24 protein-coding genes are annotated in these 19,346 nt (G+C 75.2%); 8 read left to right on the top strand and 16 right to left on the bottom strand.

Features of this window, described 5'->3' with window-relative positions:
* On the bottom strand, positions 1-1,002 hold the full coding sequence (locus tag CHC04_RS00845; RefSeq protein ID WP_089402589.1) for a helix-turn-helix domain-containing protein: 1,002 nt from the start codon (positions 1,000-1,002) through the stop codon (positions 1-3).
* Between the two features lie 81 nt (positions 1,003-1,083).
* Here CHC04_RS00845 and CHC04_RS00840 point away from each other — a divergent pair, with 81 nt between their 5' ends.
* Both CHC04_RS00840 and CHC04_RS00835 read left to right on the top strand, forming a co-directional pair.
* Complete coding sequence (locus CHC04_RS00840) at positions 1,084-1,290, top strand: hypothetical protein (protein ID WP_089402587.1); 207 nt, start codon at positions 1,084-1,086, stop codon at positions 1,288-1,290.
* A gap of 10 nt (positions 1,291-1,300) precedes the next feature.
* The gene (locus CHC04_RS00835; RefSeq protein WP_089402033.1) at positions 1,301-1,522 is read left to right on the top strand and encodes a DUF3072 domain-containing protein; all 222 of its coding nucleotides are present in this window, start codon (positions 1,301-1,303) and stop codon (positions 1,520-1,522) included.
* A gap of 160 nt (positions 1,523-1,682) precedes the next feature.
* Here CHC04_RS00835 and CHC04_RS00830 read toward each other — a convergent pair whose 3' ends face one another.
* Positions 1,683-2,363, bottom strand: a complete 681-nt coding sequence (locus CHC04_RS00830; RefSeq protein ID WP_089402032.1) for a response regulator transcription factor — start codon at positions 2,361-2,363, stop codon at positions 1,683-1,685.
* Positions 2,360-3,496: a sensor histidine kinase gene (locus CHC04_RS00825; RefSeq protein WP_425432448.1), complete on the bottom strand. Its 1,137-nt coding sequence runs from the start codon at positions 3,494-3,496 to the stop codon at positions 2,360-2,362. The genes CHC04_RS00830 and CHC04_RS00825 overlap by 4 nt, the downstream gene beginning before the upstream one ends.
* A gap of 288 nt (positions 3,497-3,784) precedes the next feature.
* Between CHC04_RS00825 and phoU the strand changes: the two genes are divergently transcribed.
* A complete protein-coding gene (gene phoU / locus CHC04_RS00820) occupies positions 3,785-4,444 on the top strand; it encodes a phosphate signaling complex protein PhoU (RefSeq protein ID WP_089402031.1) in 660 nt (219 codons plus the stop codon).
* A gap of 157 nt (positions 4,445-4,601) precedes the next feature.
* Positions 4,602-5,681, top strand: a complete 1,080-nt coding sequence (locus CHC04_RS00815; RefSeq protein ID WP_141233663.1) for a hypothetical protein — start codon at positions 4,602-4,604, stop codon at positions 5,679-5,681.
* A gap of 42 nt (positions 5,682-5,723) precedes the next feature.
* Here CHC04_RS00815 and CHC04_RS00810 read toward each other — a convergent pair whose 3' ends face one another.
* Genes CHC04_RS00810 through mshA form a run of 5 tightly spaced genes read right to left on the bottom strand, consistent with a single transcriptional unit; the run spans position 5,724 to position 10,315 of the window.
* Positions 5,724-6,494 carry a phosphoglyceromutase gene (locus CHC04_RS00810; protein WP_245816893.1) on the bottom strand — a complete coding sequence of 257 codons (771 nt, stop codon included), beginning with the start codon at positions 6,492-6,494 and terminating at the stop codon, positions 5,724-5,726.
* A 48-nt stretch (positions 6,495-6,542) separates the two neighbouring features.
* Positions 6,543-6,842, bottom strand: coding sequence for a hypothetical protein (locus CHC04_RS00805; RefSeq protein WP_141233662.1), 300 nt, complete (start codon positions 6,840-6,842; stop codon positions 6,543-6,545).
* Between the two features lie 10 nt (positions 6,843-6,852).
* Positions 6,853-8,451: an MFS transporter gene (locus tag CHC04_RS00800; protein WP_089402027.1), complete on the bottom strand. Its 1,599-nt coding sequence runs from the start codon at positions 8,449-8,451 to the stop codon at positions 6,853-6,855.
* Positions 8,448-9,035 (bottom strand): type III secretion system chaperone family protein, encoded by a 588-nt coding sequence (locus CHC04_RS00795; protein ID WP_245816892.1) that lies wholly within the window; start codon positions 9,033-9,035, stop codon positions 8,448-8,450. The genes CHC04_RS00800 and CHC04_RS00795 overlap by 4 nt, the downstream gene beginning before the upstream one ends.
* Positions 9,032-10,315, bottom strand: a complete 1,284-nt coding sequence (mshA, locus tag CHC04_RS00790; RefSeq protein WP_217897117.1) for a D-inositol-3-phosphate glycosyltransferase — start codon at positions 10,313-10,315, stop codon at positions 9,032-9,034. The genes CHC04_RS00795 and mshA overlap by 4 nt, the downstream gene beginning before the upstream one ends.
* 129 nt (positions 10,316-10,444) lie before the next feature.
* Between mshA and CHC04_RS00785 the strand changes: the two genes are divergently transcribed.
* A complete protein-coding gene (locus CHC04_RS00785; protein WP_089402025.1) occupies positions 10,445-11,230 on the top strand; it encodes an SDR family oxidoreductase in 786 nt (261 codons plus the stop codon).
* A gap of 81 nt (positions 11,231-11,311) precedes the next feature.
* On the opposite strand, the gene CHC04_RS00780 is transcribed toward CHC04_RS00785, so the two are convergent.
* Positions 11,312-12,313: a UDP-N-acetylmuramate dehydrogenase gene (locus CHC04_RS00780; protein ID WP_089402584.1), complete on the bottom strand. Its 1,002-nt coding sequence runs from the start codon at positions 12,311-12,313 to the stop codon at positions 11,312-11,314.
* A 59-nt stretch (positions 12,314-12,372) separates the two neighbouring features.
* On the opposite strand from CHC04_RS00780, the gene CHC04_RS00775 reads away from it, so the two are divergent.
* From CHC04_RS00775 to CHC04_RS00765, 3 genes are read left to right on the top strand one after another with little or no spacing between them, the layout of a single operon-like run.
* Positions 12,373-13,230: a class I SAM-dependent methyltransferase gene (locus tag CHC04_RS00775; protein WP_089402024.1), complete on the top strand. Its 858-nt coding sequence runs from the start codon at positions 12,373-12,375 to the stop codon at positions 13,228-13,230.
* A complete protein-coding gene (locus CHC04_RS00770) occupies positions 13,227-14,087 on the top strand; it encodes a spermidine synthase (protein ID WP_176449786.1) in 861 nt (286 codons plus the stop codon). The genes CHC04_RS00775 and CHC04_RS00770 overlap by 4 nt, the downstream gene beginning before the upstream one ends.
* Positions 14,088-14,138: 51 nt before the next feature.
* A complete protein-coding gene (locus tag CHC04_RS00765) occupies positions 14,139-14,348 on the top strand; it encodes a PspC domain-containing protein (RefSeq protein ID WP_089402023.1) in 210 nt (69 codons plus the stop codon).
* Between the two features lie 13 nt (positions 14,349-14,361).
* Here CHC04_RS00765 and CHC04_RS00760 read toward each other — a convergent pair whose 3' ends face one another.
* The 7 genes from CHC04_RS00760 to CHC04_RS00730 all read right to left on the bottom strand — a co-directional run bounded on the left by CHC04_RS00760 (position 14,362) and on the right by CHC04_RS00730 (position 19,342).
* Positions 14,362-14,646 carry a DUF2516 family protein gene (locus CHC04_RS00760; RefSeq protein ID WP_089402022.1) on the bottom strand — a complete coding sequence of 95 codons (285 nt, stop codon included), beginning with the start codon at positions 14,644-14,646 and terminating at the stop codon, positions 14,362-14,364.
* Positions 14,647-14,827: 181 nt separating this feature from the next.
* Positions 14,828-15,553 carry a hypothetical protein gene (locus CHC04_RS00755; RefSeq protein ID WP_089402021.1) on the bottom strand — a complete coding sequence of 242 codons (726 nt, stop codon included), beginning with the start codon at positions 15,551-15,553 and terminating at the stop codon, positions 14,828-14,830.
* On the bottom strand, positions 15,550-16,074 hold the full coding sequence (locus tag CHC04_RS00750) for a helix-turn-helix domain-containing protein (RefSeq protein WP_089402582.1): 525 nt from the start codon (positions 16,072-16,074) through the stop codon (positions 15,550-15,552). The genes CHC04_RS00755 and CHC04_RS00750 overlap by 4 nt, the downstream gene beginning before the upstream one ends.
* A gap of 112 nt (positions 16,075-16,186) precedes the next feature.
* Complete coding sequence (locus CHC04_RS00745) at positions 16,187-17,125, bottom strand: asparaginase (protein ID WP_245816891.1); 939 nt, start codon at positions 17,123-17,125, stop codon at positions 16,187-16,189.
* Between the two features lie 95 nt (positions 17,126-17,220).
* Positions 17,221-17,787 (bottom strand): RsiG family protein, encoded by a 567-nt coding sequence (locus tag CHC04_RS00740; RefSeq protein ID WP_245816889.1) that lies wholly within the window; start codon positions 17,785-17,787, stop codon positions 17,221-17,223.
* Positions 17,784-18,890 (bottom strand): CAF17-like 4Fe-4S cluster assembly/insertion protein YgfZ, encoded by a 1,107-nt coding sequence (ygfZ, locus tag CHC04_RS00735; protein WP_089402019.1) that lies wholly within the window; start codon positions 18,888-18,890, stop codon positions 17,784-17,786. The genes CHC04_RS00740 and ygfZ overlap by 4 nt, the downstream gene beginning before the upstream one ends.
* On the bottom strand, positions 18,887-19,342 hold the full coding sequence (locus tag CHC04_RS00730; RefSeq protein ID WP_089402018.1) for a Fur family transcriptional regulator: 456 nt from the start codon (positions 19,340-19,342) through the stop codon (positions 18,887-18,889). The genes ygfZ and CHC04_RS00730 overlap by 4 nt, the downstream gene beginning before the upstream one ends.
* Between the last annotated feature and the right edge of the window lie 4 nt (positions 19,343-19,346).

The following is a 19,346-nucleotide window of genomic DNA, read 5'->3' as shown; positions in this document are numbered from 1 at the left end:
CTACGCCGCGGAGCCCTCCCCCGCCGGCACGGCGGCCGCGGCCCGGAACGTCTGCCGGTAGGCCCGCGGGGACACGCCCCGGCGGCGGGCGAACTGCTCGCGGAACCCGGCCGCCGTGCCGAAGCCGACCAGCCGCGCGATCTCCTCCACGGGGGCGTCGCTCTCCTCGAGCAGCGCCTCGGCCGCGGCCAGCCGCTGGGCCAGCAGCCAGGCGTGCGGCGTCGTCCCGGTGGTGGCCTTGAACCGGCGGGCGAAGCTGCGCGGGCTCATGAGCGCGCGCCGGGCCAGGGCCTCGACGCTGATGTCCTCGGCCAGGTGCGCCCGCGCCCAGTCCAGGACGACGCCGAGCAGGTCGTCCTCGCACCGGGCGACCGGCTCGTCGATGTACTGCGCCTGCCCGCCGTCACGGTGCGGCGGCACGACCATCTCGCGGGCCAGGGCGTTGGCCGCCGCGGCGCCCCACTCCCGGCGGACGAGGTGCAGCAGCGCGTCGACGCCGCTGGCCGTCCCGGCACCGGTGATGATCGTGCCCTCGTCGACGTAGAGGACCCGCGGGTCGACGTCGACGGCCGGGTACCGGGCGGCCAGCTCGCCGGCGTAGCGCCAGTGCGTGGTGGCCCGCCTCCCGTCGAGCAGGCCGGCCGCCGCGACGACGAAGGCGCCGGTGCAGTGGCTGACGATCTGCCCGCCGCGGGCGTGCACGGCGCGCAGCGCGTCCAGGACCGTCTCCGGGACGGGCCGGGACAGCTTCTCCCAGGCGGTCACCAGGACGATGTCGGAGACGGCGAGCCGCTCGAGGCCGTGCTCGACGTACAGCGCCAGGCCCGTGTCGGTGCGCACGACGCCCGGGCGGTCGGTGACCACCGCGAAGTCGAAGAGCGGCATGCCGAAGCGGCGCTGGTCGTAGCCGAACACCTCGGCGGCGACCCCCAGGCCGAAGGCGCCGAGGACGCCGTCCCCGGCGAGCAGGCTGACGACGAGCGGGCGGTCGGATCCGGTCACGCGCACAGCATGGCAGAAAAGACGCGCACTGTGTCGTTCCTGCCACTCGTCGGCGCAGGGTCCGCGGCGCAGGCTCGTCGCATGTTGCTGATCACCTGCCCCGTGACCCGGACCGACGAGCTGGTCGCCGACCGGCGCATCCGGTCGGTCACCAACCACCCGACGCACATCGCCCTGGGGGTGGAGTGCCCCTCCTGCGGGAGCGTGCACGTCTACCGGACCGGACGCCGCTGGGAGTCCCGGACCGCTACCGCGGCTCGACCTGCGCCGGAGCTCGCCCGCGCCTAGGATCGAACACATGAGCGAATCGAACGTCAACACCGGGCAGGCCGGCGACCCCACCGCGGAGAAGGACCCGTCGGACTGGGTGACCGGCGACGAGCCCGCCACCGGCGCCCAGAAGAGCTACCTGCACACGCTGGCCCGCCAGGCCGGCGAGGAGGTCCCGGAGGACCTCACCAAGGCCGACGCCTCCCGCAAGATCGACGAGCTGCAGGACGAGACCGGCCGGGGCGACTGACGGCCCCGGCCGGCCCCCGGCCTGGTGACGGACTGGAACGGCCCCTTCGCAGGGGCCCGCCCCGAGCGGAGCGAGGGGTGGGGGCCTGGTGACGTGCTGAACGGTCCCCTCCCGGGTCCCACCCCGAGCGTGCAAGGGGTGGGGAGGAGGGGGTCCTTCGTCAGGTCTCGAACTTGTAGCCGAGGCCGCGGACGGTCACCAGGTACTTGGGGTTGGCCGGGTCGGGCTCGATCTTGGCCCGCAGCCGCTTGACGTGGACGTCGAGGGTCTTGGTGTCGCCGACGTAGTCCGAGCCCCACACCCGGTCGATGAGCTGCCCGCGGGTCAGCACCCGGCCGGCGTTGCGCAGCAGCAGCTCGAGCAGGTCGAACTCCTTGAGCGGCAGGGCCACCGGCTCGCCGTCGACGGCCACCACGTGCCGCTCGACGTCCATCCGCACCGGGCCGGCCTCCAGCGCGCCGTCGGCCGGGGCCTCGACGTCGCCGCGGCGGCGCAGCACGGCCCGGATGCGGGCCACCAGCTCGCGCGCGGAGTAGGGCTTGGTGACGTAGTCGTCGGCGCCCAACTCCAGGCCGACGACCTTGTCGACCTCGGAGTCCTTCGCGGTGAGCATGATGATGGGGACGTTGCTTCGGGAGCGCAGCGCCCGGCAGACCTCGGTGCCGGGCAGGCCGGGCAGCATGAGGTCGAGCAGGACGATGTCGGCCCCCGCGCGGTCGAACTCGGCGAGCGCCTCGGGCCCCGTGGCCGCGACGACCGCCTCGAACCCCTCCCGCCCGAGCATGTAGGACAGCGCGTCGGAGAAGGACTCCTCGTCCTCCACCACCAGCACGCGGGTCATCGGTGTCCTTCCTCCTGGAGTTGCCCGGCAGCAGCGTCGGTGAGGTCACGGCGGTCGGCGGAGTCCTCGACCGCCAGGGGGATGCGCAGGGTGAACGTGGAGCCGAGGCCCTCCTCGCTCCACACGCTGACCGAGCCGCCGTGGTTGCTGGCCACGTGCTTGACGATCGCCAGCCCCAGTCCGGTGCCGCCGGTGCTGCTCGCCCGGGACTGGTCGACGCGGTAGAAGCGCTCGAACACCCGCTCGCGGTCGGCCCGGGGGATGCCGATGCCGCTGTCGGTCACGGCGATCTCGGCCGAGCCGCCGCGCGCCCGCGCCCCGACGGCGATCTTGGTGTTCTCCGGGCTGTAGGCGACGGCGTTGGCCAGCAGGTTGGTCACCGCCGTCGTCAGCTGCGACTCGACGCCGCGCACCACCAGCCCGCGCCGCCCGCCGACGGCGATGGTGATGCCCTTCGCGGCGGCGGCCAGGCCGGTGCGGTCCACGGCCTCGGCGATCACGGTGTCGACGTCGACCGGCACGAGCTCGGGCAGCGGCTCGGCGCCCTGCAGCCGGGACAGGTCGATCAGCTCGCGCACCAGCTTGGCCAGCCGGTCGGCCTCGTGCGCCATGCGGGCGGCGAAGCGCTGCACCGTCTCGGGGTCGTCGGCGGCGCCCTGCGTGGCCTCGGCGAGCAGGCCCAGCGCGCCCACCGGCGTCTTGAGCTCGTGGCCGACGTTGGCGACGAAGTCCCGGCGGACGGCCTCGACCCGGCGGGCCTCGGTGACGTCCTGCAGCACGAGCGCGACCGGGCCCGGCACGACGGTCGGGGCGGCGTCGAGGGAGATCCCGTGGGCGCCGACCAGCCGCGAGCCGCCGCCGACGATCTCCCCGGGCAGCGCGACGTCGGCCCGGCGGCTGCCGGCGGTGTGCACCTCGCGGACCAGCCCCTGCAGTGCCGGCACGAGCAGCCGCCGGTCGCGCACGACCCCCAGCGCCCGCGCGGTCGGGTTGGCGACGACGACGGCGTCGTCCTTGTCGAGGATGAGCACGGCGGGGTCCATGAGGTCCAGCAGCCGGCGGGCCAGCGCGGCCTCGCGCGCGGCGTCCCCGGGGTCGGCGTCGGCCGGCTCCGCGGCGGCGCGCCGGCGGATCGCCAGGGCGACGACGGCCCCGAGGACCGCGCCGACGACGAGGCCGCCGAGGGCGGCCAGCAGGATCACGTCGCCGATGCTAGGCCGCACTCCGGGCCGGTCATCCCCCGTGTGAGTGGCTGCCGAACCACTCGGGGCGATTGTTCACGCCCGGGTGCCCCCGCGTTCACCGGTCCGGACCTGCACCCTCCCGCGCACGACCTACCCTCGGGTGCAGGGACGGCGCACCGAGCAGACGGTGTCCGGACGGCGGGGGCCCGGCGTGCGGCCGGCCGACGAGGAGGACCCGTGCGCGAGCACTACCGCGAAGAGCTCGAGGACATCAACACCTGCCTGGTGGAGATGGCGAACTCGGTGGGCTCGGCGATGAGCAAGGCGACCACCGCCCTGCTCGACGCCGACGTCGCCCTGGCCGACCTGGTGATCGCCGGCGACGAGCACGTCGACGCGGTGCGCGAGAGCATCGAGGAGCGCTGCTTCACCCTGCTCGCCCGGCAGCAGCCGGTGGCCACCGACCTGCGCACCATCACCACCGCGATGCGGATCGTCGCCGACCTCGAGCGCATGGGCGACCTCGCGGTGCACGTGGCCAAGCTGGCCCGGATGCGGTTCCCCGAGTCGGCGGTGCCGGCCGAGGTGCGGCCGATCTTCCTCGAGGCCGGCCACGTCGCGCAGAGCCTGGTGACCAAGACCGGCGCGGTGATCGCCGAGCTCGACGTGCGCGCGGCCACCGAGCTGGAGAGCGACGACGACCTGATGGACGCGCTGCACCGGCAGCTGTTCACCGAGCTGCTGAGCCCGGGCTGGCCGCACGGCATGGAGTCGGCCATCGACATCACGCTGCTGGGCCGCTACTACGAGCGGTTCGCCGACCACGCCGTCAGCGTCGCCCGCCGGGTCGTCTACCTGGTCACCGGCGAGCGGGAGATGACCGCCATCTCGAACTGAGCGAGCCACTGGTCGATTCGACACACGCTTCCCGCGACGCCAGCTGTCGAGCGGTCGGCACACCCCGGAGCTACCGCTCGACGCGCCTGGCCACGACTCGGCACAGCGTGGGCGAGGATCCCCATCCTGCAGGCGGAGTGTTCATAGACTCGTGATCGTGACGCGTCCGCACGCAAGGCATGAGCTCGCCCGGGACGCGCTCATGCAGTGGCTCGACCATTCTCGCGCTGTCAACGGGACGTTCTTTCCTTACGTCGAGACGTTCTTGGCGAGTTCGTTCAACCAAGCTCCTGGCACGGAGTTCACACTCGACGAGGTCAGGGCGGCGTTCGCGTGGCTGACAGACGCTGGATACATGACAGGGGTGTTCGCGCAGCCTCGCTTCACGGCTCAGGGGGAGAGGTTCGCGGCTTCCGGCGCGTCAGTCAACGACGCACCATTGCCGGCACAAGCGCCCATCAATCGCACGACTATCACCGTCAGCGGTCACGGACATTCCGTCGCTACTCACGGATCCAACATCCTCCATCATTCCTCGGGGGACCCGAGCAGAACGGCAGCTACGCATGAGGACGACACCTCCCCCCAGTGGCTGAGGCACCTGAAGAGATCTCGACTCACCGCCGTGCTAGCGGCTTCGGTAGTGGTCGCCAGTGGCGCCACGACGATCCTCACGTTCTCAGCCGATGTGCGGGAGACTCTTGGACTGGTGGAAGAGTCCATCGCCTACACAGCGGACGACCTCCGGTCGGAGGTCGATGTTCGATACGGCTACAGCTTCACTCGACCGAAAACATGGTTGAGCCAAGGTGAAGCTCTGGATGGCTACACCTTCACAGCGCCCGGGGAAGAGGACGTTGAAGTCCGCACGTTCGGGTCCACGACAGCGCTGTACACCGAACTCGGGACGTACATCGACGCCAGACGGGAGGACATTGAGCGCTCCGGTGGCAAGATAATCGAGGATGAACAAGCCCGAGCGACGGTGATGTCTTCGGAGAACGGCGCCAGGGTGCTGACGGATGCGCCAGGATGGTTGCTCCGCTATTCACTTCCGAGCGATGGCGCCAGCGATGACGTCACCATCCTGAGCCGAACGGTGCTCGATTCTGGGCGCTTCGTCACGATCGAAGCCCAAGCGCCGTCTGATGACTTCGATCTGTACCAGGACGCATATGGGAGCTTGATTGCGGACCTTGAAGTCAGCGGCGACGCCTGCCCGTCGTGCACCGGCTGATGCGAGTATTCCGAAGCGAGAGATCTGCGCTGCAGACCAGGCTCACTTCTTGCCCTGGTTCCGGACCGCCTCGATCGCGGCCCCGGCGGCTTCGGGGTCGAGATACTCCCCGCCCGGCTTCACCGGCCGCAGGTCGGCGTCGAGGTCGTAGCGCAGCGGCACGCCGGTGGGGATGTTGAGCCCGACCACCTCGTCCTCGCCCATGCCGTCGAGGTGCTTGACCAGCGCCCGCAGGCTGTTGCCGTGCGCGGCCACCAGCACGGTGGCGCCGCTGCGCAGGTCGGGCACGATCGCGTCGTACCAGTACGGCAGCATCCGCACGACGACGTCGGCCAGGCACTCGGTGGCGGGGCGCACCTCCGGCGGGAGGAAGGCGTAGCGCGGGTCGCCGTCCTGGGAGAACTCGCTGCCGGGCTCGATGGGCGGGGGCGGGGTGCTGTAGGAGCGTCGCCAGACCATGAACTGCTCCTCGCCGTACTCGGCGAGGGTGGCGGCCTTGTCCTTGCCCTGCAGCGCGCCGTAGTGCCGCTCGTTGAGCCGCCACGAGCGGCGCACCGGGATCCACTGCCGGTCGGCCGCGGACAGCGCCAGCTCCGCGGTGGTGATGGCGCGCCGCAGCAGCGAGGTGTGCAGGACGTCGGGCAGCAGGCCGTGCTCGGCCAGCAGCTGCCCGCCGCGGGCCGCCTCGGCGCGGCCCTTCTCCGACAGCTCGACGTCGACCCAGCCGGTGAACAGGTTGGCCTTGTTCCACTCGCTCTCGCCGTGGCGGAGCAGGACCAGGGTGCCGGGGGCGCTCACCGCAGACTGGGTCACACCGTCATCCTGCCCGACCGGCCCGGCGGGCACCCTCCGGAGGTCTCCTCAGGAGAGGAGGGGCCAGAGGACCCACACCTCGTAGAGGACGACGGGCAGCAGTCCGACCAGCAGCCAGGGACTGCGCACCCGCCGTGCCGCACCCCAGCGCAGCGCCGCGACCAGCGCCACGCTGCACGCGGCCGCGATCCCCAGCCACAGTGCGGTCGCGGCGACGTCGACGACGACGAGCTGGGCGAGCACCAGCTGCACCGCGCACAGCAGCAGCGGGTACGCCAGGCCGGAGGCGGCCACGACGCCGATGAGCGCGCGGCCGAGCCGCTCCTGCTGCGCGGGGGACTCCTGCACGCCGCACACGCTAGGCCGACGACGGCGCCCGCGCGCCCGTCCGGCGGCCCGGCAGCCAGACGAGCACGACGACGGCGGCGACGGCGGAGGCGGTCGCGGTGCCGACGGCGGTCAGGTGCATGGCCGAGACGAAGGCCTCCCGCGCGGTGTCCTCCAGCTGCAGCGCCGCGGCGGCGGTGGCCTCGTCGCCGGCCGCCCGCGCCTGCGCCGCCGTCGTCCGGGCCGCCTCCAGGGTCGCCGCGATGGAGGTGCTGGCCTCGGCGCGGGCCGGCGCGGGCAGCACGTCGACGGCCCGGCCCACGTTCGCGGCGTAGGCGGTGGCCAGCAGCGAGCCGAGGATGGCCACGCCGAGCGCGCCCCCGACCTGCCGGACGGTGTTGTTCACCGCGGCCCCGGCACCGGCCTTCTCCCGCGGCACCACCGACATGATCGACTCGGTGGCCGGCGCCATGACCGCGCCCATGCCCAGGCCCTGCACGCTCAGCGCGGTGACCAGCAGCCACAGCGGCGCGGCCTCGTCGAGCAGCTGGAAGCCGAGGAACGACAGGGTGATGAGCACGAACCCGCCGGCGCAGACGGCCTTGGCGCCGAACCGCTCGGCCAGCCGGGAGCTGCGCGGCGCCATGAGCGCCATCCCGAGCGCGACCGGGATGAGCGCCGCACCCGACTGCAGCGGGTCGTAGCCGCGGGCGCCCTGCAGGTAGTAGACGAGGTAGAAGGTGGCGCCCATCAGCGCGAAGAAGTTCAGGCCCAGCGCGGCCGCCGCGGCCGAGAACGCGGGCAGCCGGAACAGCGAGACGTCCAGCGCCGGGTGCGAGGAGCGCCGCTGCAGCCAGACGAACAGCACCAGGAGCAGCGCGCCGCCGACCAGCGGCACCAGCACCCCCGGCGTCGCCCAGCCCACCCCGGAGCCGGCGTGGATGATCCCGTAGACCAGGCCGGCCAGGGCGGCGATGGACAGCAGCACCCCGGGGACGTCGAGCCGGCCCGGGAACGGGTCCCGCGACTCGGGGACGAACGCCAGCGTGCCGGCGATGCCCAGCACGGCCACCGGGACCCCGATGAGGAAGATCGCGCCCCACCAGAACGTGGTGAGCACCGCGCCGCTGGCCAGCGGGCCGCCGGCGACGGCGAGCCCGGCGGTGGCCGCCCAGATGCCGATCGCCCGGCCGCGCTCCCCGGCCGGGAACACGTTGGTGATGACGGCGAGGGTGGTCGGCTGCACGGCCGCGCCGCCGACCCCCATGACCGCCCGCCAGGCGATGAGCTCCAGCGGGCTGTCGGAGAACGCGGCGAGCACCGACCCGGCGGCGAAGACGCCCAGGCCGATCAGCAGCACGCGTCGGCGGCCGATCCGGTCGCCGATGACGCCCCAGGAGAACAGCAGGCCGGCGAAGACGACGATGTAGGCGTCCACGGCCCACTGCAGCTCGCCCTGCGTGGCGCCCAGCTCGCGCTGCAGCGTCGGGATGGCCACGTTGAGCGTCGTGTTGCCCGTGATGACCACCAGCAGGCAGACGGTCATCGTGGTCAGCACCCACCAGCGGCGGGCGTAGCCGGGGCGCTCCTCGGCGTCCGCGACCGTCCCGTCCCGCTCGGTGGCGGTCATCCCCCGCCGTCCGGGGGGTCCCCTCCCCCGTCGCCGGGCCGGTCGGCGCGGCCGGCCTGCGCGAAGGCGGCAAACGCCTCGAGGTTGCGCAGGGACTCCCCGCGCCGGACCCGCCACTCCCACTCGCGGCGGATCGACGAGCCGAACCCGATCTCCAGCAGTGTGTTGAAGGAGTCGTCGGCGTAGCTGAGCACCGCGCCCAGCACCCGGTCGAGCTCCTCGGGGGTCACCGCCGCGTGCGGCAGCCGGCCGGTGAGGTACACGTCGCCGACCCGGTCGATGGACCAGGCCACGCCGTACATGCGGGCGTTGCGCTGCAGCAGGTGCGCCCACATCTGCTCGCGGTTCTCGTCGGGCTGCCGGCAGACGAACGCCTCCACCCGCAGGGCGTGCTCGCCGACGACCAGCCCGCACACCGTCTTGAGCTTGTGGGTGCCGGGCAGCTCGACCACCCAGCGGCCCGGGGCCGGGTGCTCGTGCACCAGCTCGGCCTCGCGCAGCGTCCGGTCGATGACGGCGTCGAGCCGGGCCACCACGTCGGCGCGGGCGAGCCGCGCCCCGCCGTCCGTCCCGTCCCCGGTCACCAGGCCACCTGCGTCCCGAGCGGCAGCCCGACCACCGGCCGCAGCGCGCGCCGGGCGGCGCCGGCCATCTCGGCGGCGGCCGAGGCGTAGGCCGCGACGAGGGCGTCGGCGGTGCGGTCCCAGGAGAAGTCCGCGGCGTGCCGGCGGGCGCCGGCGGCCAGCAGCGGGCGGCGGGCCAGCACGGCGCGGATGGCCGCGGCGTAGGCCGCCGGGTCGCGGCTGCCGACGAGCACCCCGGAGACGCCGTCGCGCACCGCCGTCGGCAGGCCGCCGACCGCGGCGGCGACCACCGGCGTGCCGCAGGCCTGCGCCTCCAGGGCGACCAGGCCGAAGGACTCGTTGTGGCTGGGGACGACGGCGACGTCGGCGGCCCGGTAGTACAGCGCCAGCCGGTCCGGCGGCTGCGGCGGGAGGAAGCGCACCAGGTCGGCGATGCCGAGGGAGGCGGCCAGCTCCTCGAGCTGGCGCGGCGTCTCCAGGCCCGAGCCGCTGGGCGCCCCCACCACGTGCACCTGCAGCCGGGCGCGCAGGGCGGGGTCGTCCTCCAGCATCCGGGCGGCGGCGGCCAGCAGCAGGTCGGGCGCCTTGAGCGGCTGGATGCGGCCGACGAAGGTCAGCACGACGGCGTCGGCGGGGACGCCCAGCACGCGGCGGGCCGCTGTGCGGTCGCCGGGGGTGAACCGGTCGAGGTCGACCCCGGGCGGGACGACGAGGGTGCGCCGCGGGTCGGCCCCGTAGTGCTCGACGAGCTGGCGCGCCTCCTCCTGGGTGTTGGCCACCAGCCGGTCGGCCTCGGCCACCACCTGCTCCTCACCGATCACCCGCAGCCGCGGCTCGGGGTGGTCGCCCTCGGCCAGCGCCGCGTTCTTGACCTTGGCCAGGGTGTGCGCGGTGTGGATGAGCGGCACGCTCCAGCGGTCGCGCGCCAGCCACCCGACCTGGCCGGAGAGCCAGTAGTGCGAGTGGACGACGTCGTAGTGCCCGGGCTCGTGCTGGGCCTCCTCGCGCAGCACCCCGGCGGTGAAGGCGCACAGCTGGGCCGGCAGCTCCTCCTTGCCCAGGCCCTCGAACGGGCCGGCGCTGACGTGCCGCACGGTGACGCCGGGGCTCATCTCCACGACCGGCGGCAGGTCGCTGGAGGTGGCCCGGGTGAACACGTCGACGGCGATGCCGCGGGCGGCCAGCCGGCGGGACACCTCGACGATGTAGACGTTCATGCCCCCGGCGTCGCCGGCACCGGGCTGGTCGAGCGGGCTGGTGTGCACCGAGACCGTCGCCACCCGGCGCGGCGCACGGTGCGACAGGAGGCGGCGAGCAGGCACTCCGACCTCCCGCCTCGTCCCCGTCCCGGGCGCCCGTGTCGGCACCCCTGTCGTCTTCCCATCCTGCAACAGCGACAGGATGACCACATGCCCGGTGTCACCGACGTCTCACCCTCCGGCCCGACCCCCTTCCCGGGAGCCGGGCGCACCGCCGTGGTCACCGGCGCCTCCAGCGGCATCGGCGCCGCGACGGCCGAGCGGCTGGCCGCCGAGGGCTTCGACGTCGTGGTCGGTGCCCGCCGGCTGGACCGGCTGACCGCGCTCGCGGAGCGGATCGGCGCCCGCGCGCTGCCGCTCGACGTCACCGACCCCGCCTCGGTCGAGGCGTTCGCCGCCGAGCTGCCGCGGGTCGACGTCCTGGTCAACAACGCCGGCGGCGCGTTCGACGCCAGCCCGGTGGCCGAGGCCGACCTCGACTCGTGGGCGCGCACCTACGACGTCAACGTGCTGGGCACCGTGCGGGTGACCCGGGCGCTGCTGCCGGCGCTGCGCGCCTCGGGCGCCGGTGACGTGCTCTTCGTCGGCTCCACGGCGGGGATGGTCAGCTACGAGGGCGGCGCGTCCTACACCGCGGCCAAGCACGGCGTGCACACGCTGGCCGAGACGCTGCGGCTGGAGCTCGTCGGCGAGCCAGTGCGGGTGGTGGTGGTCGCGCCCGGGATGGTGCGCACGGAGGAGTTCTCGCTCATCCGCACCGGCAGCCAGGAGAAGGCCGACGCCGTCTACCGCGGGGTGCGCGAGCCGCTGGTGGCCGAGGACGTCGCCGACTGCATCGCCTGGGCACTGACCCGGCCGCACCACGTCAACGTCGACCTGCTCGTCGTCCGCCCCCGCGCCCAGGCCGCGCAGCACAAGGTCCACCGCGAGGAGTGACCGGCCGAGATCACGTGATCTCGACCGGCATGGCGCCCAGGCGCGTCGAGATCACGTGATCTCGACGGCGGGAGGTCGGGCTCAGAGCCGCTGGGGCTCGGGGACCAGCGTCACGCCGAAGCGGTCGCGGACGGCGGCCACGACACGGTCGGCGAAGGCCATGAGCTCGGCCGCCGTCGCCCCGGGCTCGGTAGTGAGCGCCAGGCTGTGCCGCGACGACGTGCCGACCCGCCCGTCGCGCGTCCCGCGGCCGAACCCCGCCGACTGCACCAGCCAGGCGGCGCTGAGCTTGAGCATCCCGTCGCCGGCCGGCCAGCTCGGGCAGCCGGGCACCGCCTGCCCGGCCGGGACGACGGGGTTGGTGAAGAACGACCCGGCGCTGCGGGTGTCGGGGTCGGCCGGGTCGACGACCATCCCCTTGCCGCGGCGCAGGTCGAGCACGGCGGCGCGGACGTCGGCCAGCGGCGCCCGGCCGCCGAGGTCCACGCCCAGCCGCTTGGCCAGCTCGGCATACCCCACCGGCCGCGACAGCGGGCCGGGGTCGAGGGCGAAGGTGACGGTGAGGACGACGAACCGGCCGGGCTCGCGCTTGAAGCGGCTGTCGCGGTAGCCGAACGCGCAGTCGGCGTTCGACAGCGTGTGCTCGACCTTCTCGGCGCGGTCGTAGACGCGCACCGCGGTGATCGTCTGGGCGACCTCCTGGCCGTAGGCGCCGACGTTCTGCACCGGCGTCGCGCCCGTGGAGCCGGGGATGCCCGAGAGCGCCTCCATCCCGGCCAGCTGCTCCTCGACGGTGCGCGCGACCAGGTCGTCCCAGTCCTCGCCGGCCTGCACCTCGAGGACGTCGCCGCGCCGCTCGACGCCGCGGCTGCGCACGGCCACGACGTCGCCGTCCCACCCCTCGTCGGGGGCGACGACGTTGGAGCCGCCGCCGAGCACCAGCAGCGGCCGGCCCGCCTCGTCGGCCTCGCGGACGGCGGCGACCAGGTCGGCGGCATCGGTGACCTCGACCAGCCGCGCCACGGGCCCACCGACCCCGAGCGTGGTCAGGTCGGCGAGACGGGCATCGGAGCGGACGAGCACCACCCCACGGTAAACGGGCCCCGCCGGTGGCCCGGGCAGGCGGACTACCCTCGGGCCCGGTGAGCGAGGACGGCAGCGAGCACAAGCGCCGGGCGAGCCTCACCCCGCGCCGGGCCGGGCCGCGGCTGGCCGCCGGCCGCGCCCGGGCGCTGGGCCTGCCGACCCGCGGCACCACCAACGCCAACCGGCTGCGCCGGGTCGACCGCTGGGTCCTCGCCACCCAGGTGCCGCGGCTGCGCGACGCCGCCCGCCCGCTCGTGGTCGACCTGGGCTACGGCTCCTCGGCCGTGACCACCCTCGAGCTGGCGGAGCGCCTCGCGCCGGAGGTGCCCGGGCTGGAGGTGGTCGGGCTGGAGATCGACCCCGCCCGGGTGGCCGCCGTCGCCGAGCACCGCGACCCGCCGCGGGTGGACTTCCGGGTCGGCGGCTTCGAGCTAGCCGGGCTGCGGCCGGTGCTGGTGCGCGAGTTCAACGTGCTGCGCCAGTACGACGAGGCCTCCGCGGCCCGGGCCTGGGAGACCACCTGCGCGGCGCTGGGGCCCGGCGGCCTGCTGGTGGAGGGCACCTGCGACGAGTGGGGACGGCGGGCGAGCTGGGTCGCGCTGGACGCCGACGGGCCGCTGACCCTCACCCTCGCCGCGCGGGTCGCCGACCTCGACCGGCCCTCCGACCTCGCCGAGCGGCTGCCCAAGGCGCTCGTCCACCACAACGTCCCGGGGCAGCCCGTGCACGACCTGCTGCGCGCTCTCGACGCCGCCTGGGCCGCCGCGGCGGGCCTGTCGACGTTCGGGCCGCGCCAGCGCTGGGTCGCCGCCGTGCAGACCCTCGCCGACGAGGGCTGGCCGCTGGTCGGCTCCACGCGGCGCTGGCGGCACGGCGAGCTGACCGTGCGCTGGTCGGCGGTGGCGCCCGCGTGAGCCGCGGCGCCCGCCCGCCCGTGGTGCCGCCCGGCCCCACCGAGGTCGACGGCGGCACCGCCGAACTGCTCGGCGACGCCGACCGCGACGGCTCGTGGGTGCTGGTGGTCGAGGGGACGCCGCAGTCCCACGTCGACCTCGACGACCCGGCGCACCTGGAGTTCGAGTACGTCCGCCGCATGGGCCACGTGCTCGACCTGGCCGCTCCCGAGGGCGAGCCGGTCGACGCGGTGCACCTCGGCGGTGGCGCGCTCACGCTGGCCCGCTACGTCGCCGTCACCCGGCCGGGATCGCGGCAGCGGGTGGTCGAGGCCGACCAGCGGCTCACCGACCTGGTCCGCGCCCACCTGCCGCTGCCCCGCGGGGCGCGGATCCGGGTGCGCGCCGCGGACGCCCGCGCCGGGCTCGCCGCCCTCCCGACGGGCAGCGCCGACGTCGTCGTCAGCGACGTCTTCGCCGGGGCCCGGACGCCGGCGCACCTGACCACCGTCGAGTACGCGGCCGAGGCGCGGCGGGTGCTGCGGCCGGGTGGCGTCCTGACCGCCAACGTCGCCGACGGGCCGCCGCTGCGCTTCGCCCGTGGCCAGGTGGCCACCCTGCAGGCGGTGTTCGCCCACGTCTGCGTCCTCGCCGAGCCCGGCACGCTGCGCGGCAGGCGCTTCGGCAACCTGGTGACGGTGGCCTCCGACGCACCGCTGCCGGTGACGGCCCTGACCCGGCGCTGCGCGGGCGACCCGATGCCCGCCCGGGTGGTGGCCGGCGACGACCTGGCCCGCTTCGTCGGCGACGCGCAGCCGGTGCCGGACGCGCGGGCGGTGGCCTCCCCGGAACCGCCTCCGGGGGTCTTCAGCCGCTGACCAGGGTCTTCCCCGATGCCCCGGACTCCCGGCCGCGCCTAGGGTCGGGACATGACCTACCCCGCACCGGCTCCCCGCCCGCTCGCCCGGGACACCCGCAACAAGATGATCGCCGGCGTCTGCGCCGGCATCGCCCGCCGCTACGGCATCTCCACCGGCGCCCTGCGGCTGGCCTTCGTGGTCTCGTGCATCCTGCCCGGGCCGCAGTTCATCGCCTACCTGGTGCTGTGGGTGCTCATGCCCCGCGACGACCGGTACTGACCCGGCCGGCGCGTCACCAGCTGCCGTTGCCGCGCTGCACGCCGCGGACGGCCGGGCGCACGTCGACGAGGTAGACCACGGCGGCGATGACCGCGGGCAGGCCCAGGAAGGTCATCGGCCCCTGCAGGTAGATCACCACCGCGGCCAGCGCGGTGATGCCCGCCCAGGCCGGCTTGGTGAGCTTGCCGGCCGCCACGTAGCCGGCGGCCGGGCGGATCACGGCGTCGACGAACGCCCAGACGGTCAGCGCCAGCGTGGCGTAGAACAGCGCCAACAGCAGCATCCCGTCGAAGGACATGTCCCGGAGGGTACCCGCCCGCGGCGGTGCCGGGCGCCCTCCGCCCGGAGGACCCCCGGACGCGACAGGGCCCCGGAGCGCACGAGTGCAGCTCCGGGGCCCTGGATCGTGACCCTGAGTCGTGGCCCTCCTGCAGGTCCCGCCGCGGACGTACGAGCGGCGGGGGCAGGAGGGTCCGTGCTCAGTCGGTGGTCTTCTTGGTGGTGCGGGTGCGGGTCACGCGCGCCGAGGTGCCCTTGGCGGCCGACGAGCGGGCCGCGGGGGTGCGCTTGGCCGGCTTGCGGGCGGCCTTGGCGGTGGCCTCGTCGGCGGCCTCGACGGTCTCCTCGAGGGTGGCCTTCGCCTGGTCGGCGACCTGGTCGACGGCGGCCTCGGCCTTGGCGGCGGCCTTGGTGGTGCGGGAGGCGGCCTTCTGCACGCGGGAGGTGATCTCGTCGGAGGCCTCGGTGACGGCCTCGGCGGTCTCCTCGATGACCTCCTCGACGGCGTCCTCGACGGTGTCGACGGCCTGCTCGGCACGCACCACGAAGCGGCGGATGCCGGGCTGGCGGCGCAGCTCCTGCAGGACGTCGGCGCCGCGCTCGGCCAGCGCCTCGACGGTGCCGGCGGCCTGGGTGCGGGCCTGCTCGACCAGGCCGCTCACCGTGGTGACGACGGCGTCGGGACGGACGACGGTGACCAGCTGGCGGGCGCGGTCGGCGGCCTGCTCGGCGCGGGTGCGGGCCTCGCGGGTGGCCAGGTCGACCTGGACCTGGGCCTCGCCGGGGAGGGCCTCGGCGCGCGAGCGCAGCGTGGCGAGGACGGTGCGAGCCTGGGTGACGGCGAGGTCACCGGCGCCGACGGCGACCAGCAGCGGGGTGCGGCCGCGCTCGGCGACCTGCTCGAGGAGGTTCGTGGCGGTGGTCATGCGGTCTCCTTGGAGGGGTTCGGGTGGTCCCCGGGCGTGCGGCCCCGGGTGGCGTCCGCGGGCACGGGGGAAGCGGCGGCGTGCTCGCGGACGTAGGTCTCGTACAGCTCGAGCAGCACGGCCTTGTGCCGCTCGGAGAGCTGGTCGTCGGACCGGATGGCCGCGACCGTGTCGGGGTTGCCGGCGCGCCGGTCGAGGATGCCCGCCTGCTCGTAGAGCGTCTCGGCGGAGATCTGCAGCCCCTTGGCGATGGCGGCGAGGATTTCCGCCGACGGCTTGCGCAGCCCTCGCTCCACCTGCGACAGGTAGGGGTTGCTCACCCCTGCCGTGCGGGCGAGCTCGCGCAGGGACACCCGGGCGGCGCTGCGCTGCTCCCGGATGTACTCCCCCACCTGCGAGCGCACGGTCGAGACCTGCTGGGCCTCGGCTGCGACGGTCTCCGCGACGCTGCCGGCGAGCTGGTCCACCTTCTCGCGGACCGACCTCACCTGACCGCTCACGAACTCGCCGGGGGTCTGCACGTACTCCACGGTAACCAGGGGTGCTAGCAGTTGCAAGCGCGGCTGCTAGCACCGCCCCGTGAGTCGCCTCACACCCGGCGTGTCGCCGTCGCGGAGCAGGTCGCGGCGCAGGTCAGCCGGCGAGCGGAGCCGCGGGCCGGACCTCCCCGACGACGCCGTCGCCGCCGGTCACCGGGGTGGTCGCCCACGGGGCCAGGACGTCCTCGCCGACGCCGAGCCGGCGCAGCGCGGCGGCCAGCACCGGCGCCCGGCCGCGGTCGCCGCCGTCGTCGAGCTTGAACGCCACCGCACCGCGGCCGGGCAGGGCGGCGACGTGCACGCCGTCGGCACCGCCCTTCACCAGCAGGCCGGGGACGGCGGTCATGAGGTCGGTGTCCTCCCGGCCGGTGCCGGCGACGTACCAGGGGTGCGCCCGCACCGCGTCGGCGACCGCCCGCTCCGGGCTCCCCGGCGGGGCGGCGACCAGCGACCCGACGCCGCGGGCCAGGCCGGTCAGCGACAGCCCGTGCTGCGGCGCGCCGCACCCGTCGACGACGACGGCGGCCACGGGCTCCCCGGCCGCGGCCGACAACCGGGCCTCGATCGCCTGCTGCAGGGGGTGCTCCGGCTGCAGGTAGCCGTCGGTGGGCCAGCCCGCGGCGACGCAGGCGGCCAGCATCGCCGCGTGCTTGCCCGAGCAGTTCATCGCCAGCCGCTCGGGCGCGCGGCCGGCGACCAGCCAGGCAGCGCGGGTGGGCTCGTGCCCGGGCAGGGCCGCGGGGCAGCCGAGCGCGGACGGGTCGAGGCCCGCGGCGGCGAGGATGCCGGCGGCGGTGTCGCGGTGGCCGTCCTCCCCGGCGTGCGAGCCGGCCGCGACGGCCAGCTCCACCCCGGAGCGGGGACGCCAGCCGGCGGCCAGGTAGGTGGTGGCCTGCACGGGCTTGTTGGCCGAGCGCGGGAGGACCGGGCGGCCGACGTCACCGGCCGACCAGGTCACCGCCCCGCCGGGGTCGACGACGACGACCGCGCCGCGGTGCACCGACTCGAGGAAGCCCGAGCGCCAGACCTCCACGAGGACCGGCGCGTCCGGCCATGGTGAGGTGCTGGAACGGCCGCGCTCCAGGGGCCCGCGCCGAGCGTGCGAGGCGTGGGGGGGAGCGTGGTCCTTCATCGGCCCTCGGCGGCGAGCAGCGCGGCGACGTCGGCCTCGCCGTTGCGGTACCGGCGGGCGAGCTCCCCGGCGAGGGCGTCCATGACCTGCTGCACGCCGCGGCGGCGCTCGGACAGCGACCCCTCGGCGGCGGCGAGCGCGCGGGCGGCGCGCTCGAGGTCGGTGTCGGGCAGCCGGGCGACGTCGGACAGGTCGACGTCGGGGGTCAGGCCGTGCACCCACGACTCGTAGACGTCGGGTGAGGCCGGCTGCAGCGTCTGGTGCCGGCCCAGGCCGTGCGCCGGGCCGCGGCCCTTCTCGGCGAGGATCTCCGGCAGCAGGTCGACCAGCGAGCGGCCGTCGTGCTCGGCGCGGCGCTGCAGCTCGCGGCGGACGATGTCGAGCCGGCCCTGCAGCAGCCGCCGCGTGTAGGAGAGGTTGACCTCCTCCTGCTCGGCGCGGCGGCGCAGCTGCCGCACGTCGGACATGGGCCGCAGCTCGACGTCCCGGAGGAACGCGGGGTCGAGCAGCTCGTCGACGGCCGCGCCACCGGCGGGCGTCGGCTCGGGGCTCAGGGAGGTCACCGCCCGATGGTGGCAGACCGGACGGCCCGGACCCGGTCGCGGGCGGCCGCCCGGGTGTCGTCGACCGTGGCCGGGACGTCGTCGGGGTCGACGACGGCGCGCGAGCCGCCCACGGTGAGCTCGGCGTCGGGGCCCACCGACTGCTTGACCAGCGCCAGCGCGACCACGCCCAGCTCGTGGTGTCGGACCACCGTGCCGGCCCGGCCCACGTCGCGGGCGCCGGAGCGGACCTGCGTGCCGGGCACGGGCAGCTCCTCGCTCACGCCGTCGAGGTGCAGCAGCACCAGCCGCCGCGGCGGGCGGCCGAGGTTGTGCACCCGGGCGACGGTCTCCTGCCCGCGGTAGCAGCCCTTCTCGAGGTGCACGGCGGTGGTGAGCCACTCCAGCTCGTTGGGGATGGTGCGGTGGTCGGTGTCGAGGCCCAGCCGGGGACGGCGGGCCTCCACGCGCAGCGCCTCGTAGGCGTCCAGCCCGGCGGCGCCGGCGCCGGCGGCGGTCAGCGCGTCGGCGACCGCCACCAGCCCGGCCCGCGGCACGAGCAGGTCCAACGCCGTCGCGCCGCCGTCGCCCAGGGACGGCATCCGGCGCACCCAGCCGCCGCCCGGCAGCGCCGCGACGGCGTGGGGCGCCTCGGGCGCGGGCAGCGAGGCGGCGGTGAGCACCTCGGGTGCGCGCGGGCCGACGAGGGACAGCAGCGCCCAGGCGTCGGTGACCAGCGCGGGCTCCACGCGCAGCATGAAGACCATCCGCTGCAGGAAGGTCAGCAGCGCGGCGCCGGTGCCGGGCTCGACGTCGGCCCAGGTGGTGCCGCCGAGCTCGGTGAGGACCAGGTGGTGCTCGACGTGGCCGTGCGGGGAGAGCACCAGCGCCTCGGTGCCGGTGCCGTCGGCCAGCCGCTCGAGGTGCTGGCTGGTCAGGCTGTGCAGCCAGGTCAGCCGGTCGGCGCCGGGGACGGTGAGCACGTCGCGGTCGCTGCGGTCGACCCAGCCGGCGCCCTCGGCGAGCAGCCGCTGCTCGCGCAGCGGGTCCCCGAGGTGGGCGGCGACGGTCGCGCCCTCGGCGACGACGGCGCCCGGTCGTGCGGCCAGCGGTGAGGTGGTCATGTGTTCTCCGTCCCGGCTTCCCTGCATCGGCGGCACGTGCCCGACAGCGCGACGTGCCCCACGTCCACGGTGAAACCCAGGTCGGCCGCCAGACGTTCCGCCGCGGCGTCGAGCAGGCCGGGGTCGGCGGAGGAGATCTCGCCGCACGAGGCGCAGACGACGTGCAGGTGCGGGTGCTCGGAGGAGTGGTAGACCGGCGCCCCCTTGCCCAGGTGGGTGTGCCAGACCAGCCCGAGCCGCTCCAGCAGCTCGAGCGTGCGGTAGACCGTCGAGGTGTCCGGTGCCGCGCCGCCGGGTCCGGCCTGCTCGCGCAGCCGCGCACCGATGGCCTCGGGGGTGGCGTGGTCCAGCGCCGCCACGGCGGCCAGCACCTGCTGGCGCTGCGGCGTCAGCCGCAGCCCCTGCGCCCGCAGCCGCTCGGCCAGCGGCGCCGTCCCGTGCTCCGATCCCACGGCA

It is taken from the genome of Geodermatophilus saharensis (assembly GCF_900188205.1).
Classification (GTDB): domain Bacteria; phylum Actinomycetota; class Actinomycetes; order Mycobacteriales; family Geodermatophilaceae; genus Geodermatophilus; species Geodermatophilus saharensis.
The sequence above is the reverse complement of the archived record's forward strand: the minus strand, read 5'-3'. Positions and strand labels throughout refer to the sequence as shown.